Origin of the sequence: Actinomadura madurae (assembly GCF_047130825.1) — a bacterium.
GTDB lineage: Bacteria > Actinomycetota > Actinomycetes > Streptosporangiales > Streptosporangiaceae > Spirillospora > Spirillospora madurae.
The window spans coordinates 3,997,735-4,012,974 of record NZ_CP083237.1; the positions used below are offsets into that span (position 1 = coordinate 3,997,735).

17 protein-coding genes are annotated in these 15,240 nt (G+C 71.8%); 11 read left to right on the forward strand and 6 right to left on the reverse strand.

Annotated features, from left to right (window positions below; genetic code table 11):
• Window positions 1-22 precede the first annotated feature (22 nt).
• From K8Z49_RS18025 to K8Z49_RS18060, 8 genes are all read left to right on the forward strand, one after another.
• Window positions 23-1,255 (forward strand): PucR family transcriptional regulator, encoded by a 1,233-nt coding sequence (locus K8Z49_RS18025; RefSeq protein WP_412521095.1) that lies wholly within the window; start codon window positions 23-25, stop codon window positions 1,253-1,255.
• A 250-nt stretch (window positions 1,256-1,505) separates the two neighbouring features.
• Window positions 1,506-2,306: an ABC transporter permease gene (locus tag K8Z49_RS18030; RefSeq protein WP_412519883.1), complete on the forward strand. Its 801-nt coding sequence runs from the start codon at window positions 1,506-1,508 to the stop codon at window positions 2,304-2,306.
• 32 nt (window positions 2,307-2,338) lie between these two features.
• Entirely contained in the window at window positions 2,339-3,118 is a 780-nt protein-coding gene (locus K8Z49_RS18035) for an ABC transporter ATP-binding protein (RefSeq protein WP_235206261.1), read from the forward strand.
• A 43-nt stretch (window positions 3,119-3,161) separates the two neighbouring features.
• Window positions 3,162-4,142, forward strand: coding sequence for an ABC transporter substrate-binding protein (locus K8Z49_RS18040; RefSeq protein ID WP_021591871.1), 981 nt, complete (start codon window positions 3,162-3,164; stop codon window positions 4,140-4,142).
• Window positions 4,139-4,966, forward strand: coding sequence for an ABC transporter permease (locus K8Z49_RS18045; RefSeq protein WP_412519886.1), 828 nt, complete (start codon window positions 4,139-4,141; stop codon window positions 4,964-4,966). Before K8Z49_RS18040 ends, K8Z49_RS18045 begins: the two co-directional genes overlap by 4 nt.
• A 63-nt stretch (window positions 4,967-5,029) precedes the next feature.
• Window positions 5,030-5,680 carry a TetR/AcrR family transcriptional regulator gene (locus tag K8Z49_RS18050; RefSeq protein ID WP_024934076.1) on the forward strand — a complete coding sequence of 217 codons (651 nt, stop codon included), beginning with the start codon at window positions 5,030-5,032 and terminating at the stop codon, window positions 5,678-5,680.
• Between the two features lie 61 nt (window positions 5,681-5,741).
• Window positions 5,742-6,452, forward strand: a complete 711-nt coding sequence (locus K8Z49_RS18055) for an ABC transporter ATP-binding protein (protein ID WP_412519888.1) — start codon at window positions 5,742-5,744, stop codon at window positions 6,450-6,452.
• Window positions 6,452-8,431 (forward strand): FtsX-like permease family protein, encoded by a 1,980-nt coding sequence (locus K8Z49_RS18060; protein ID WP_412519890.1) that lies wholly within the window; start codon window positions 6,452-6,454, stop codon window positions 8,429-8,431. The genes K8Z49_RS18055 and K8Z49_RS18060 overlap by 1 nt, the downstream gene beginning before the upstream one ends.
• A gap of 12 nt (window positions 8,432-8,443) precedes the next feature.
• Here the strand turns inward: K8Z49_RS18060 and K8Z49_RS18065 are convergent, their stop codons facing one another.
• Together K8Z49_RS18065 and K8Z49_RS18070 are read right to left on the reverse strand one after the other, a co-directional pair.
• Window positions 8,444-8,683: an EF-hand domain-containing protein gene (locus tag K8Z49_RS18065; RefSeq protein WP_021591866.1), complete on the reverse strand. Its 240-nt coding sequence runs from the start codon at window positions 8,681-8,683 to the stop codon at window positions 8,444-8,446.
• A gap of 68 nt (window positions 8,684-8,751) precedes the next feature.
• The gene (locus tag K8Z49_RS18070; RefSeq protein WP_412519892.1) at window positions 8,752-10,200 is read right to left on the reverse strand and encodes a hypothetical protein; all 1,449 of its coding nucleotides are present in this window, start codon (window positions 10,198-10,200) and stop codon (window positions 8,752-8,754) included.
• 126 nt (window positions 10,201-10,326) lie between these two features.
• Between K8Z49_RS18070 and K8Z49_RS18075 the strand changes: the two genes are divergently transcribed.
• From K8Z49_RS18075 to K8Z49_RS18085, 3 genes are all read left to right on the forward strand, one after another.
• Window positions 10,327-10,452, forward strand: a complete 126-nt coding sequence (locus K8Z49_RS18075) for a hypothetical protein (RefSeq protein ID WP_268746371.1) — start codon at window positions 10,327-10,329, stop codon at window positions 10,450-10,452.
• A 135-nt stretch (window positions 10,453-10,587) separates the two neighbouring features.
• The gene (locus K8Z49_RS18080; RefSeq protein WP_412519894.1) at window positions 10,588-11,439 is read left to right on the forward strand and encodes an alpha/beta fold hydrolase; all 852 of its coding nucleotides are present in this window, start codon (window positions 10,588-10,590) and stop codon (window positions 11,437-11,439) included.
• 666 nt (window positions 11,440-12,105) lie between these two features.
• Window positions 12,106-12,375: a MerR family transcriptional regulator gene (locus tag K8Z49_RS18085; protein ID WP_081842208.1), complete on the forward strand. Its 270-nt coding sequence runs from the start codon at window positions 12,106-12,108 to the stop codon at window positions 12,373-12,375.
• 14 nt (window positions 12,376-12,389) lie between these two features.
• On the opposite strand, the gene K8Z49_RS18090 is transcribed toward K8Z49_RS18085, so the two are convergent.
• From K8Z49_RS18090 to K8Z49_RS18105, 4 genes are all read right to left on the reverse strand, one after another.
• Entirely contained in the window at window positions 12,390-12,731 is a 342-nt protein-coding gene (locus tag K8Z49_RS18090) for an STAS domain-containing protein (RefSeq protein ID WP_083598116.1), read from the reverse strand.
• A gap of 17 nt (window positions 12,732-12,748) precedes the next feature.
• A complete protein-coding gene (locus K8Z49_RS18095) occupies window positions 12,749-13,102 on the reverse strand; it encodes a MerR family transcriptional regulator (RefSeq protein WP_021591861.1) in 354 nt (117 codons plus the stop codon).
• A 106-nt stretch (window positions 13,103-13,208) separates the two neighbouring features.
• On the reverse strand, window positions 13,209-13,646 hold the full coding sequence (locus K8Z49_RS18100) for an Hsp20/alpha crystallin family protein (protein WP_021591860.1): 438 nt from the start codon (window positions 13,644-13,646) through the stop codon (window positions 13,209-13,211).
• A gap of 682 nt (window positions 13,647-14,328) precedes the next feature.
• Window positions 14,329-15,210, reverse strand: coding sequence for an NAD(P)H-binding protein (locus K8Z49_RS18105; RefSeq protein ID WP_021591859.1), 882 nt, complete (start codon window positions 15,208-15,210; stop codon window positions 14,329-14,331).
• Window positions 15,211-15,240: the final 30 nt, after the last annotated feature.

Genomic DNA, 15,240 nt, shown 5'->3' on the forward strand with positions numbered 1-15,240 from the left:
CGCGTGAGGAGGCTTGGTGCTCATGGCCGTGCTGTCCCAGTCCTTCGATCCTGACCTTCGTCCGGAATGGGTGGGGCGGGCGGCGCGCGCGTGGGACATCGGCCCGGTCATCCAGGCGATCGTCGACGCCGACGTGGAGGCCGCGTTCCCCGACCGGCGGGAGGACGCGTCCTTCGTCGCCATGCTCGAGAAGAGCATCACCGCGAACCTCGGCCAGTTCCGGCGGTTCCTCATCGGCGAGATCACGCTCGACGACATGAAGCTCGAATCGCCGATCGAGTTCGCCAGCATGCAGGCCCAGCTCGGCATCTCCCACTCCGCGTTGCAGCACTCCTACCGGACGGGAGCGCGGGTCACGTGGGCGATGTGGGCGGAGCATCTCGCCGAGGCGGCGGACGAGGAGCCGGTGCCGAGCAGCGAGTCCGCCGCCGGCCTCCGCTGGAGCACCGCGATGTTCCTGGCCTGGTACGACCATGTCGTCACGAGCGTCGACGCGGGCTACACCGAGCGCGAGTACATGCTCCGGCGCTCGGGCTTCCAGTTCCGTGTCGACACCGTCCGGCAGATCCTCGCCGGCGACCTGCCGGCTCCGCCCCGGGATCTCTATCCGGCGCTGAGGTACGACCTCTCCGCCGAGCACCTCACCATCCAGCTGACGGAAGTGTCGGACATCTCGACCCAGGAGATCACCAAGCGGCTGCGGATCGCGTCCGGGGCGGCCGACTCGCTCGAAGTCCGGTTGACGCCGTCCGACGTCGTGGTGTGGCTGTCGCGTCCCCACCCGTGGCGTCCGGAGCACGGAGATCGTGTCGTCGAAGCGCTCATCGCGGCGGGGACGACCGCGTCCGTGGGAACTCCCGCGGTGGGCGTGGAGGGGTTCCGGTCCGGATATGACGACGTCACGCGCGTGGCCGCCGTCCGCCAGCTCTGGACGGACGCGCCCCCGGTCCTCAGATACGAGGACGTCCGGCTGGAGGCGATGCTGACCTCGAACATCGTCGAGGTCGCCAGGTTCGTGCGCGAGGAGCTGGGCCCCCTCGCCGCGGGCACCGCCAGCGCCCGGACGCTGTGCGAGACGATGCTGGCGTCGTTCACCTTCGGCACGCATGTCGCGACCGCCGAACACCTCGGCCTGCATGAGCACACGGTGCGCAACCGGCTGCAGAGGGCCGAGGCGCTGCTCGGCCGCCCCCTCGCGTCCCGCCGGGTGGAGCTCCAGGCGGCGCTGAGACTCCGCCGCCTCGTCCGGACCTGAAGGTGTGACGCGGTAGTCGCGCCCGACGTGTGCCGTTTCACGTGAACGCGCTGCTCAGCTTCGAGGAATGCGTCACTTTTGCGAGCGAAAGTGTACGGATCCGACAGATGCGGGCCAATTCGTTCGTGCTTGGATGAGATCGGCGTTGATGCGACACACGATGGAGTAACCGCAGGTGAGCACACACGCTCAAGCCGAAAAGCCGGTTCCGGGCACGGACCCGCCGGACACCCAGGGCACACCTCCACAGATGATCATGCTATCACGCCGCCGCAGGATCGTGACTCGGTGCCTGCGCGGCGCGACGGCACTGTGGCTGCCGGTGGCCGTCGTGGGGCTGTGGTTCATCACGTCGCGCGGCAGCTCGTCGCTCTACTATCCGCCGCTCACCGACAGCCTCGACGCCCTCGTCTCGGACTTCCTCTCGTCGCGGGTCACCGACACCATGCTGCCGAGCCTGCGCGCTCTCGTGCTCGGCATCGCCCTGGCCCTGGTCGTCGGCCTCGTCGTCGGGTACGCCTGCGGCCTGTCGCGGATCACGGCGGGCATCTGCGGTCCGGTCATGGACATGTTCCGGGCCACGCCGGTGATCGCGCTCGTCCCGCTCTTCATCGCGGTCCTCGGCATCGGGTCGGTCAGCGAGGTCCTGCTCATCGCCTGGGCGGCCGTCTGGCCGATCCTCCTGTCGACCATGGACGGCGTCAGGTCCGTCGACCAGGGCTACCGCGACACCGCCCGGGCGCTGCGGATGTCGGTCCGGCGGGAGACGATGCTGGTCAGGCTGCCCGCGGCGGCGCCGCGCATCATGGCCGGCGTCGACACCGCGATGTCCGTCGCCATCACGGCGATGGTCGCCATCGAGCTCTACTCGTCCACCCAGGGGGTGGGACGTTATCTGGCCGACGCCCAGACCCGGTTCGAGATCGCGGGCCTGTACGCGGGCGCGATCGCCGCGGGCATCGTCGGCTACGCCGTCGCGTTCGCCGTCCGGCGGTTCGAACGACGCGTCGCGCTGAAGTGGCACTACAACATGCGGAATCGAGGTTCGTGATGACGACGGTGCAGGTCGGAGGGGAAGCCGCAGTGTCGGCCGACAGCGTGCTGGCCGTGGAAGGGCTCGCGAAGTCCTTCGCGACCGCCCAGGGCGAACGGCGGATCTTCGCCGACATCGGCTTCGAGGTCAACGCGAACGAGGTCGCCTGCCTGGTGGGCCCGTCCGGCGTCGGGAAGACGACGCTGCTGCGCTGCCTCGGTGGACTGGAGAAGCCGACGGCCGGAGCCATCCGGATGTCCGGGGCCGTCATCACCGGGCCGCCCGTCGGGATGTCCGTCGTCTTCCAGGACTACAGCCGCTCCCTCATGCCGTGGATGCGCGTCGTCGAGAACGTCGCCCTGCCGCTCCGCGTGGCGGGCAAGCGCCGGTCGGCGCGCCGGGCCGTGGCCGAGCAGCGGCTTGCGGAGGTCGGGCTGGCCGGGTTCGGCGACCATTACCCATGGCAGCTGTCCGGGGGGATGCAGCAGCGCGTCGCGATCGCCCGCGCCCTGGTGGACGAACCGCGGATCCTGCTCATGGACGAGCCGTTCGCGTCCGTCGACGCCCAGACCAGGTTCGACCTCGAAGACCTCACGCTCCGCATCAGCCGGGAGACCGGGGTCTCGGTCCTGCTCGTCACCCACGACATCGACGAGTCGGTGTACCTGGGCGACCGGGTGCTGGTGCTTCGCGGGGAGCCGGCGTCCATCACCGATGACATCGCCATCGACCTCGGCACCCGCGACCAGATCACGACACGGGCGATGCCGGAGTTCGCGGAACTCCGCAGCACCGTTCTCCGCACCATCAGGTCGACTCATCACGAATGACCGAACACAGGCAAGTGACTCGGGGCGATTCCAAGGAGAAGCCATGAACAAGCTGTCGCGTCGAGCCCGGCGGTCGGCATGCGTCCTCGCCTCGGCGGTGGCCCTGACCGCCTGCGGATCGGGGGAAGGATCGGGGAAGGACACCACGGTCACCGTCGCGGTGTCGCCCTTCGCCGTGTTCGCCCTGCCGTGGGTGGCGAAGGACGCGCACTACTTCGAGGACGAGGGGCTGAAGGTCGAGTTCAAGAGCGTGAGCGGCGGCACGACGGCGATGGTCCCCCTGGTGTCGAGCAACCGGATGGACATCGGTGCCGCCGCGGGAGCCGACATCCTGCCGGCCATCATGAAGGGCGCCAAGTTCAGCGTCGTCGCCGGCGTCGGATCGGTCTACACGGAGAACGCCGAGAGATCGTCCAATGCCCTCGTCGTCAAGGATCCGGCCATCCGGTCGGCGAAGGACCTCTCGGGCAAGAAGGTCGCGCTGCTCACGCTGGGCGGCGCGCAGGAGTCGATGACCCGGCTCGCCGTCAAGCAGGACGGAGGCGAGCCGGATGACATCACGTTCGTCAAACTCCCGCTGCAGAACATCCCGAACGCCATCGCGAGCGGCGAGGTGGACGCCGGGCAGGCCTTGGAGCCGGTCCTGAGCCAGGCCCGCGACCTGGGCCAGCGTCCGCTGTTCTCGCTGGGCAACGTGGCGGTCGGAAATCCGGAGCTGACCTACTTCTCCAGGACCCAGTGGGCCAAGGACAACCCGGACGAGCTCGCGGCGTTCGTCCGGGCGATGAACAAGGCGGCCGTTGCCGCGAACAAGGACACCGAGCTGATCAGGGCCGCCCTGGTCAAGTACGCGGCGATCGACAAGGCTCTCGCGTCGAAGATCCAGGGGGTCGGGGTCTTCGCCGAGAAGGGCGAGCTCGCTCCGGACCGCTTCGCGGAGCTCGCGCGCCTCCTGAACGGAGCCGGTCTGGCGGCGAAGCCCCGCCCGGTCGCCGAGTGGGTCGTCGAGCCGGATGCGAAATGACCTCCACGACGACCACGGCCCCGCCGGAAAGCGCACGGCTCCGGTCCCCGCGAGGCGGCGCTCGCGCCGTGATCTGGGCGGGACGTGCGGCGCTGGTGGCGGTCCTGCTCGCCGCGCTCAGTCTCGCGTCGGCGTTCGATCTGGGCGGTCACGGGACCGTGCCCGGTCCCATGGAGATCGGATCGCGGCTGTGGTCCTCCCCCGCCGACGAGGACCTCATGCGCTCCGTCGGTGTGACCCTGCAATCCTGGGCCGCGGGCCTGCTCCTGTCGGTCGCCGCGGGGGTGCTGCTGGGCGGCCTGCTCGGAAGCAGCGACTTCGTCCATAGGAGCGCCCGGGGATTCTTCGACTTCTGCCGGTCGGTACCACCGGTCGCGCTGATCCCCTTGGCGGTCCTTACCCTGGGCACCGGGTTCTCCATGAAGATCCTGCTCATCGTCTGGGTGTGCGTGTGGCCGGTCCTCCTGCAGACCATGGCCGGCGTCCACGACGTGGAGCCGCAGGCGAAGGAGGTCGGCCGCACCCTGCGGATGTCGCGGACGCAGGCGATGCGCTGGATCGTGCTGCCGAGCACGCTGCCGTACATCGGCACCGGGATCCGCATCGCGGCCGTCATGGCCCTGCTGGTGTCGATCGGCGCGGAGCTCCTCGCCGGAGCCGACGGTCTCGGCCTTGAGCTCTACCGCGCGCAGACGTCCAGCGACCACGCGGGAGTGTGGACATGCGTCGCCATGGCCGGGCTGCTGGGCGTCGTGGTCACCGGAGTCTTCACCCTCGCCGAGCGGCGGCTCACCCGCTGGCGACCCGACCGGCGCGGCTCCTGACACCCGGCTTCCGCGGCAGTGGCATAGTCGTCCTTCTGGACGAATGAGGGAGCATGGACTGCCATGGCGTCGACACCGCGCACCGAGGGTGGGCGCGCAAAGTCGCGGCGAAGCCCCGCGCCGGGTGAGCGTCACCGCGACGCTGAGCGTTCCCGCGCCCAGTTGCTGGCGGCGGCACTCGACGAGTTCTCCGCGAAGGGCTACGCGGGGGCCAGGGTCGGTGACATCGCGAAGCGAGCCGGGCTGAACAAGCAGCTCATCACCTACTACTTCGGCGGCAAGGAGGGTCTGTACCGGGCTGTAGAGGAGCAATGGCTGGCCGACGAGGCTGAGCTCGTCCCACCGGAAGGCTCCCTTGACGAGCTCGTCGCTTCGCACCTCCACGCGGTCCTCGCCGATCCGAGGCACAGCCGGTTGCTCCTGTGGGACGGCCTGACCGGAAGCAGCCGACCCGATCAGGGCTCCGCCAGGTCTCCCGAAGATCCGGCGGTCACGGACCTGCGGCGCCGGCAGCGCGAGGGGGAACTGGCCGGTGACCTGGAGCCGGCCATGGTGCTGGTCGCCTTGATGGGCGCGGCACTGGCACCCGTCGCGATCCCGCAGGTCGTCCGGCGTTCCACGGGCCTGGACCCGTCCGACCCCGAGTTCGCGCGCCGATACGCCGAGGTGCTCCGTCAGATCGCGCGACGGCTCGCGGCCGCTCCGCCCGAGTGAGCCGGCCACCTTTCATCCACTTGGATGCTACTGTCACCCAAACGGATGAAAGGATGAGCCGGTGACTGACGCCGCCCACGGCACCGCTGCCGCCGAGCCGGTTCTGACCGCGGACAGGGTGGTCAAGAGCTACGGGTCCAACACCGTGCTGCACGAGGCCTCGCTTGAGGTCGCCCACGGTGAGTCGGTCGCCGTGATGGGCCCCAGCGGCTCGGGCAAGTCCACGCTCCTTTACTGCCTGTCCGGTGTCGTGACTCCCGACCATGGCGAGGTCGTCTTCGCGGGCACCTCCGTGAGCGGGCTGTCGGATACGCGGCGCGCCAGGTTGCGGCGTACCGAGTTCGGGTTCGTCTTCCAGTTTCCGGGTCTGCTGCCGGAACTGGCCGCGGTGGAGAACGTGGCCCTGCCGCTGATGCTGGTCGGCGTCGAGCGGCGCGCCGCGATGGCCAGAGCGACCGCGCTGTTTCCGGTGCTCGGGCTGGAGGGGCTCCAGGACCGGCGGCCGGGTCAGCTCTCGGGCGGGCAGGCCCAGCGGGTCGGGATCGCTCGCGCTCTGGCTCTTGAGCCGGCCGTGGTGTTCGCGGACGAGCCGACCGGCGCGCTGGACACCAAAACCGGTGATGAGGTGATGTCGCTGCTGGTCTCGACGGTCCGCGATCGGCGGGCATCGCTCGTCGTGGTCACGCACGACGAGCGGATCGCGCGGCGGTGCGACCGGACCGTCCACGTCATCGACGGGCGCACCCGGCACGCGACCGAGGGCGTCGGCTGATGCGCGGCCTGTGGCTGCGGTTGCTGCGCGGCAGCGGCCGCTCGGCTCGTCTCGAAGCCGGGCTCCCGTTCGCCGCCGGTGCCGTCATCACCCTCGTGCTGCTGTTGCTGCTCGGGCTGCAACAGGGCCTCGACGAGCGGGCGGAGCGGACCGCGTGGCGGACGCCGGAGGCGGCGGCCGGTCGGCCCACGGTGATCCAGGCCGGCGTCATCGACTACGCGGGCGAGCGCCCGATCGCGGTGGTCGAGCTCGCCGGCCTGGTCGAGGACCCGCCGGATGTTCCGGGGATGGGCAGGTTCCCGAGGCCGGGCGAGCTGTGGGCCTCGCCTGCCCTCGCCGAGCTGATGACCGATCTCCCCGACGACCAGCTCAGCGACCGCTTCGGCGGCCCGGTCTCGGCCGTGCTGGGTCCCGGCCTGCTGGAGAGCCCCGACGAGCTGGTCGCGGTGGTCGGCCGGAGCCCGGACGACCCGTCGATGACGGATGAGCGGCCCGAGCATCAGTGGAACGCCGCCGCGTCCCTGTCGCCGACCAAGATCGACCACTGGTCCACGGAGGCGGACCTCTACCAGACCACCTACCGCGACATCGCCCTGCTGGTCGCCGTGCTGATCGTCCTGCCGCTCGCGAGCCTCGGCGGTCTGGCCTCCCGGCTGATGGCCGGACGCCGACGGCGCCGCATCGCCGTCCTTCGGCTGCTCGGCGCCGGCACGTCCCAGGTGGTCCGGCTCGCCATCACCGAGCTGATCTGCTTCGCCGGCATCGGCGCGCTCGCCGGGGTCGTGGCGCATCGGCTCCTGCTGCCCCTGGCCGCCCAGGTCCCCATCAAGGGCGGAGGCTGGTTCCGCGCCGATGTCCAACCCGGCCTCGCTCTCACGTTCCTGACCGCGGTGGCGGTGGTCCTTGTGCTGACGCTGGGAGCACTGTCCGGGCTTGTGTCCGCCGTCCGCGATCCCCTGAGCACCTATCGCGGTGCCCAGCGCGGCGACGCCCGCATGCGGTGGTGGAGCGTGCTCTTCATCGGCGCCGCCGTCGCACTTTTCTGGACGCGCAGCAGCAACCCCTTCGTGACCGTGGCCTTCACCGTCCTGCTGATCCTCGGCTGGGGCCTGCTCTCCACCGGGCCATGGATCGTCAGCGGCCTCGGCCGGCTGCTCGCCAGGACCTCCAGGGGTGTCCCCACCTTCATCGCCGGCCGCCGTCTGGCCGACGATCCGCGCGGCGCGTGGCGCGCGGTCGGCGGCATGGCCATGGCGTCCTTCATCGCCGGGTTCGTCGCGGTCTGCCTCCCCGTCGGCCTCGGCAACGAAGGCGACTACGCCGCGCGCGCCGATCGGTTGGAGTTCGTGCTCCCCGCCCGCGATCTCGACCACGCCGTTTCCGGGGCAGCGGACGCCCTGCGGGCCGCCGGCGTCCCTGCCGAAGTCTCCGCGACCGCGCCCCCGTCCTGGCTGGCCGAGCGCGACTGGGGCACGCTCACCGTGGCCACCTCCGGCGACGCGAACAGGAACCGCGTCCGCACCACGCTCGCCGATGGCGGTCTGCGGGGTCCGGAACTGCGACTGTCCGACGACACCCCGGTCGTGTGGCTCCTCCGAGACGGCGTGGTCGTGAGTCTCCTGGTCCTTCCCGTCGCCGCGCTGGTCGCTCTCACGTCGATGGTGATCGGGGCGATCGCACGCATCTACGACCAGCGGGAAAGCCTGATAGCCCTCACCCTCGCCGGAACACCGCGAGCGGTGCTCCACGCCGCCCGGCGCCGCGAGATGACGCTGCCGACCGTCATCCTCGGCGGCATCGCCGCCGCCGCGGGACTTCTCGGCGGCTCGACCCTGGGCGTGACGAGCCTGGTCAACCCCTACAGCTCGGGCATCTTCCTCGCCCTATTGGCGCTCGGCGGGCTCGCGCTCCTGCTCGCAGACCGGACGACTCGCCCCGTCCTCGACCGGACCAGCACCGACCTCTCGGAGCGAGAGTAGGTCTCCCCGGCGTTAGGGCTGGGAGCCCAGTTCTGGAAGGTTTTCGGCCAGGGGCACGAACTCGGTCACCGACAGCTTGCCGTCGTCATCGGTGTCGTACTCGGCGAACAGAGCCCCGACGATCCCCGACAGGTCGTCCACCTCGGCCGCCGGGAACAGGCTGGCGATCGCCGCGGTGACCTCGTCCTCGGTGAGCTGCCCATCCCCGTCGGTGTCGTACCGGGCGAACACCGCCTCGTACTGATCGGACATGATTCCCTTCCCCTGAGCGATCGTGGCCCTTGATCGTAGCCACTCCCGTGACCGCGATGGCCACCGCGTTACGGGCGGGCACGGGGGTGGGTCGGGGTCGGGCGTGCGGGTGGTCCTGAGAGGTAAAGGCGGGGTCCCGTGCCGGGGACGGGGACGGCGTGCCATGGGCCGGGGACGGTGGGGCGGCTTGCGGTGACCAGGGCTATTCGGAGTCCCCGGGTTCGCAGCCTCTCGATGTTCGCGGGGGTGAGTCGCGCGGACGCGTCGCGGGCGCCCAGGCCGTCCCGCATGTCCGCCGCCCGGCATCGGCGCAGGTAGGCGATCTGGGGCGCGAACCGTCCGAGGACGGCGCAGTGACCGTCCACGCCGCGGGCGGCCAGGGCGCCGGAGGCCTCCACGGGCCAGGACAGGGCCACGTCGGCCCGGCGTGAGACGCGGCTCGCCTCCGCGATCTGCAGGCCGGCGTGGACGAGCGCCGCCGCGATGACGGCGCCGGCGAGGACCAGGTTCGCGCCGTGCCGTCGCGCGGCGCGCACGATCGCGGTGAGGCCCGCGCCGGCCGGCAGGGACAGCAGGGCGAGCGCCGGGAGCAGGTAGCGGGGGACGGCGAGTTCCGACAGCACCAGGTAGGCGCCTCCGACGGCGGTGGCGGTCGCGGTGGCGACGAGGAGGGCGCGGCGGGCCGCTCCGCGGGCCGTCCACAGCCCGGCGACGGCCAGGGCCAGGCCTCCGGCGCACCAGAGGGCGGTGGCGACGCCGATCGGGCCGCAGTCCACCGTGGCGGGAGGGCATGACTCCCGTCCGTCCAAGGTCGCCAGGTAGCGCGGCAGGACGAAGTGCAGCCCGCCCTCGCCGCTCACCCACTGGATCGCCCGCAGCCGCGCGGCCGGGCCGTCGAACCGGACGAACGACTCCACCAGCCAGGCGCCCCATCCCCCGGCCAGCCCGCCCGCGATGCCCGCCGCCCGCCACCGCCATCCGGGCACCACGAGCGCCGCCGCGAGCAGGGGCGCCGCGATCCACACGGCGTCCGTCGGGCGCAGGAGCCCGATCCCGGTGACGATCAGCAGCAGCGCCGCCCAGGCGCGGCGGCTTCCCGCGGTGAGGGCGCCCGCCGCGGCGACCGCCCCCAGCGCGACCGGCATGTTCGGCAGGACGGTGGCGCCGAACCGCAGGGACACCCACGGCACGGCGAACAGGGCCGCCGCGACGGGGACGGCCGCCCCGTCCAGGACCCGCAGCCAGGGCCGGAAGGCGAGGTAGAGCAGGACGGCCGAGAGCACGGCGAAGTACACGCGGATCAGCGCCGGGTCCGAGGTCCAGGGGGTGACCGGTGCGGCGAGCAGCCCTTCGCCGAGCGACCGGTGCGCCGCGAACGGGATCCGCGGGGTGTCCCCGGAGAACTGGCTCGCGTACACGGCCTCGTCCAGATCCAGCGGAACCCGCAGCCCGCCCGTCGCCGCCTGGAGCACCGCGTACCCCAGCGCGACGCAGGCGAGCGCGCCCCTGGCCGACATGCGCCCCCCCGGCAGCCGTCCCCGTCTTCCCAGGTCAGGCTAGATCATCGGCTGCTCAGGGCCGGTGATGGCGAAGGGCGTGTCCACGCGCGCTCGACCAGCCGGAACCGGGAGACGAATGCCCAGATGACGGTGCTGGCCGCGACCTGGTCGCCCGGTTGCCCGGCGACCGGAGCGAACGCCGCGAACCGTCTGTTCCCGCAGGCAATCTTGCTGGTAAAGAACCCGCCGTTGCTCATGGCCGAGGCGTAGAGGCGCCGCGGGTCGGCGTTGCACCGGCGTGGACGGCGGTGGTCACCCGGATCGGCGTGCCGGTGCCGCGGGTGGCGGGGCGGTTGGCCGGGTATGTCCTGCTTCGGCGGCGTCCGGCGGACCGAGGTGATGGCGATGTCCGAACGCGGTGGCCAGGTCGGAGGCGCGGCGCGCAGGCCGCACGGCGGCGGGCGAGAGGAGCCGGTCGACCTCGGCCAGACCAGGAAACTCCCGCGACGCCGGGAGCGGGGCACCGAGCCCCTCCCCCGTTCCGCGCCCATCGTGGTGCTGGTCCACGGCGGCTTCCTCGGCCCGTGGATCTGGACGGAGACCATCGGGGAGTTGGAGAAGCAGGGCGTGCGGGCGCTGTCGGTCGACCTGCCGAGCATGCGCGGCCCGGACGCCGACCTGCGCGACGACGCCCGCGCCGTCCGGGACTTCCTGGACGGTCTGGACGAGGTCGTGCTGTGCGGCCATTCGTACGCGGGAATGGTGATCAGCGAGGCCGCCGCCGGTCCGCACCGCGCCGTCCGGCACCTGGTCTATCTGGCCGCCGCGATCCCCGACGGCGGCGACAGCCTAGCCGGGCTGGCCAAGCGGCACGGCGACGGCGGTCCGGGCGGCGAGGAGGCCGAGGCGCTCGCGGACGGCCGCGTCGTCCTCACGCGGGAGAGCGCGCTGGAGGCGCTCTTCCACGACTGCCCCGCCGAGCGGGCGGCGGAGGCGGTCGCGCTGCTGCGTCCGGAGAACCCGCTGGTGAACACGCAGCCGGTGCGGGGCGCGGCGTGGCGGAGCCTGCCGTTCACCCGGGTCCGGGCGGCGGACGACCGGCTGCCGGAGCTGCTCTGCGACGCCGCGGCCGGGCGCCCGCACGAGGTCGTCACCCTGCCGACCGGCCACTGCCCGCAATGGAGCCGTCCCGACCTGGTCGCCGGCGTGCTGGCGCGGATCGCCCGCTCCCTCGGCGGAGATAACGAAAACCTGTGATCTACGAAACTCTGTAGTGAGTGAGGTAGATATTCGCGGCGGAGTCGGGTAGCGTTCCTTGCATCGAAGCGAGAAGAGTCCACGAGATGGGGCGGCGGACGAGCCGCCCGAGCAGATGGATGACGCGGGCCGGGCGTGCCGGGGCCAACGCAACGGAAGGGGTTCCGGCAGCCGGTCCGCGGTTCGGCGGTCAACGGACCGCCGGAAGTGCAGGAACGCAAGGAACACGCAGTACAGGTAGTGATGAGGAAGGGAGGCACCGGCGCCATCAGGATCGCCCGTCAACGGCTCCAGTCACGCCGTGCGGGTACCGCGGCCCCGACGATCGAACAGCGGGCGGCGGTCACGCATCCGCGATCCCCGCGCCTCCGCCTTTCCGGGCGGACGGCACGGAACACCGGCCGGAGGGCCGGTTAGGTGGTGTTGCACCTCTGGGCCCCGGCGCCGCGGTTGGCGCCGGGGCCCCTGTTGTGCTTTCCGGCCGGAGGCTCCGGCGGGCCGGAGGCGGCACTACCGAACGGCAGTACGGAAGGTTTCGTGAAAGCACCCCAGTCGGCTCGGGCCGGCGACTCATCAGCCCAGAACGGCGACCGGATCACCGCGCAGGACGACTCCGGCGACCGGCTCGACGACAAGTTCGACGACGAGGACTACCCCGCCTACAGCATGGGGCGTGCCGCGGAGATGCTGGGCGTGACCCCGGCGTTCCTCCGCAGCCTGGACGCCGCCAGGCTGATCGTCCCGCAGCGCTCGTCCGGCGGGCACCGGCGCTACTCGCGGTACCAGCTCCGGCTGGCCCAGCGCGCCCGGGACCTGGTCGACGAGGGCACCGCCCTTGAGGCGGCCTGCCGCATCATCATCCTGGAGGACCAGCTCGCCGAGGCCCAGCGCATCAACGCGCGGCTTCGCGAGGAGCGTCCGCCCGGGTCCTCCTAGCGGGCCGCGCGGTCTCAGCCGCCCGCGGCGGGCGGCCCGGCCATGTTGCGGGTCAGGCCACCGAAATCGAGGACCCGCGCGACCATCGGCCGCGCGTTGCGGATCCGCAGGGTCGCGCCGTCGCGGTCCAGCCGGTTCCGGGCCCAGATCATGATCGACAGGCCGGTGCAGTCGATGAACTCCAGCCCGGACAGCTCCAGCACCAGGGTCCGGGGACGGTCGGCCAGCGCCGCGGCGACGCGGGCGCGGAGCCGGGCATCGCCGGCCATGTCCAGCTCGCCCGCCAGCATCATCACGGTCGTGTCGCCCCGCCGGCTGGTGGTGATGCCCAGCGGGTGCCGCGCCGACGATCCCACGTCACCGCCCCGTCACATCAGGCGGCGCCCGGATCGCCGCCGGGCGCCCGGTCGCCGCGCCGCTCGCCGAGGGCGGCCAGCCGCGCGGCCAGCTCGTCGCGCTCGGCGGTGATCTCCGCCAGCGCGGCCCGCAGCTCGATGATGCGGCGGATGGCCGGGAGCGTCATGCCCTCGTCCATCATCGCCGCGACCTCCTGGACGCGGCCGATCTCGTGGCGGCTGTAGCGGCGCTGCCCGCCGGCCGAGCGCTGCGGCGAGACGACCTGGTGCTCGTCGATGCGGCGCAGGAACGCCTGCCGCACGTGCAGCATGTCCGCGACCTGCCCGACGGTGAACAGCGCCGCGTGCTCGTCATCGGCCGGAAGTCTCATCGCCGCTCCTTTCCCATGCCGTCCTTCCGCACAGAGCGGCCTCGGGGCGGCGGGCGCCGTGGCGGCCCGCCGGCCCGAGGCACTGATCCATCTGCCGCGCCGCCGGTCAGCTCTTGATCGCCTGCGGCCCGTCGCCGGACTGCTGGACGGCGACCTTGCGGGGCCTGGCCCGCTCCAGCACCGGGATCCGGACGGCCAGGACGCCGTTGTTGTACGCGGCCTCGACCGCCTCGGCGTCCAGGTGCTCCGACAGGTACACCCTGCGGGTGAAGGAGCCCATCGGACGCTCGCGGACGAAGACCCGCTCGTCCTCGCCGAACTCCTCCTCGCGGCGCGCGGTCACCGACAGGACGCCGCGATCGACCGTGACCTCGACGGAGCCGGGGTCCACCCCGGGGAGGTCGAACCGCAGGACGACGTCGTCGGCGCGGCGGATCCCGTCCATCGGCATCCCCGCTCCGCTGCCCAGGCCGGCCTGGCGGACCGCCCGGTCGAACTGGCGCTCGAACTCCTGCACGAACGGATCGATCGACGTCAGCAGCATCGTGCTTCACCTCCGAAGACCCTTCCCGGCGTCCCCCACCGGACGCCAGGTCCCTGTTCCTCGCACAAGAGGAAACCTTCAATCACAGTTGTAGGTAACTTCTAGCCGGATGTCAAGTCATCTGCGGCGCAGAGATTTGCTCGCCCCCCGGTTGACAGAAACCTGTAGTAGTGGATATAGAAAGACTATTGCGGTCGATGACCTGGTGGCGCTGGCAGAGGTTTCCGGGGGGTGATCGACATGGACGGCCTGGGCACGACGCGGCCGGGCGCGGGGTTCGCAGACCTGATCTGCAACGACGACCAGTGGCTGCGTCGGGAGTTCGACGCGCTGATCGCGGCGAGCTATGGCGCACCGCCCGCGCGGCCTGGGCCGCCCGCTCCTCCCCGGACGCCACCGGCCGGACGACCGTCGAGATATCTCTCCGGCACTCGCGGCCTACGGACGGCGCCGCCGTCCAGCCCCGGGAGGCGGCGCGGCATCCTGCGGCGCCAGCGCTCCCCTCCGGCCCTGTAGCCACTCGGCGAAGGTCAAGACGCGTACCGACAGGAAGGGAGAGCGCACAGCAGGCCGAACGAACAAAGGTCTCGCTACACCCTCAGCATCTGTCAGGGACCGGTGGGCACGCCCAGTAGGCGCCCACCGGTCTTCGTGCGCTTGCTCAGGCGAAGTGCGCTCGTGCTCAGGCGGAGGCGCCGGCGAGGAGGGCGCGGTGCCGCTCCATCAGGTCGACGATCGGGCGGGCGGGACGGCCGGTGAGGCGCCGGACCGTGTCGGTCACGGGTTCGCCGAAGCCGGCGCGCAGGGACGTCCCGAACGAGACGATCATGCCGCGGACGTCGTCGGGGACGCCGGCGGCGCGCAGCTGGGCGTCGAAGGTCTCGTCGTCCACGCTCTGGTAGGCGACGGGGCGGCCGGTGACCTTGGCGGCGAGCGCGGTGAGGTCGGCGAAACCGAGCGCTTCCGGACCGGTGACGTCGTAGGTGCGCCCCTCATGGCCGGAAGAGGTCAGGACCTCGGCCGCGACGGCGGCGCAGTCGTCGCGGTGGACGAACGCGCCCCGGGCGTGGGCGGTGTTGTCGACCAGCACGCCGCGGGCGACCGCGGGCGGGAGGATCTGCGTGACCGGGGTCTCGGCGTACAGGCCGTTGCGCAGGTAGGTGATGTCCAGCCCGGAGGCGTCCAGCAGCTCGTGGGTGCGCAGGTGGTCGGGCACGACCGTGGACGGGCAGGCGGGGTCGACCATGATGTAGGACGTGTAGACGATGTGCCGAACCCCCGCCGCGACGGCCGCGTCGACGGCGTTGCGGTGCTGGGTCACGCGGTGGCCGAGCTCGTGCAGGCTGATCAGGTAGAGCCGGTCGGCCCCCTCGAACGCCGCGGGCAGCGACTCCGGCCGGTCGTAGTCGCCGTACCGGACGGTCACCCCCCGCCGGGCTAAATCCGCGAGCGCGTCCACATTCCTGCTGACCAGGATGACGTCGTCGGGTGACGCCTTTTCCAGCACGTATTTCGTGGTGGCGCGGGCGAGCTGCCCGGACGCGCTCGCGATGACGATCCTCATTGGCGTTCCTCGATCGGTCGTTGGCATCGC

Coding starts and splice junctions, on each gene's coding strand:
- K8Z49_RS18025 (WP_412521095.1), top strand. CDS start 23: ATGGCCGTGCTGTCCCAGTCCTTCGATCCTGACCTTCGTCCGGAATGG.
- K8Z49_RS18030 (WP_412519883.1), top strand. CDS start 1,506: ATGATCATGCTATCACGCCGCCGCAGGATCGTGACTCGGTGCCTGCGC.
- K8Z49_RS18040 (WP_021591871.1), top strand. CDS start 3,162: ATGAACAAGCTGTCGCGTCGAGCCCGGCGGTCGGCATGCGTCCTCGCC.
- K8Z49_RS18045 (WP_412519886.1), top strand. CDS start 4,139: ATGACCTCCACGACGACCACGGCCCCGCCGGAAAGCGCACGGCTCCGG.
- K8Z49_RS18050 (WP_024934076.1), top strand. CDS start 5,030: ATGGCGTCGACACCGCGCACCGAGGGTGGGCGCGCAAAGTCGCGGCGA.
- K8Z49_RS18060 (WP_412519890.1), top strand. CDS start 6,452: ATGCGCGGCCTGTGGCTGCGGTTGCTGCGCGGCAGCGGCCGCTCGGCT.
- K8Z49_RS18065 (WP_021591866.1), bottom strand. CDS start 8,683: ATGTCCGATCAGTACGAGGCGGTGTTCGCCCGGTACGACACCGACGGG.
- K8Z49_RS18070 (WP_412519892.1), bottom strand. CDS start 10,200: ATGTCGGCCAGGGGCGCGCTCGCCTGCGTCGCGCTGGGGTACGCGGTG.
- K8Z49_RS18075 (WP_268746371.1), top strand. CDS start 10,327: ATGACGGTGCTGGCCGCGACCTGGTCGCCCGGTTGCCCGGCGACCGGA.
- K8Z49_RS18080 (WP_412519894.1), top strand. CDS start 10,588: ATGTCCGAACGCGGTGGCCAGGTCGGAGGCGCGGCGCGCAGGCCGCAC.
- K8Z49_RS18085 (WP_081842208.1), top strand. CDS start 12,106: ATGGGGCGTGCCGCGGAGATGCTGGGCGTGACCCCGGCGTTCCTCCGC.
- K8Z49_RS18095 (WP_021591861.1), bottom strand. CDS start 13,102: ATGAGACTTCCGGCCGATGACGAGCACGCGGCGCTGTTCACCGTCGGG.
- K8Z49_RS18100 (WP_021591860.1), bottom strand. CDS start 13,646: ATGCTGCTGACGTCGATCGATCCGTTCGTGCAGGAGTTCGAGCGCCAG.
- K8Z49_RS18105 (WP_021591859.1), bottom strand. CDS start 15,210: ATGAGGATCGTCATCGCGAGCGCGTCCGGGCAGCTCGCCCGCGCCACC.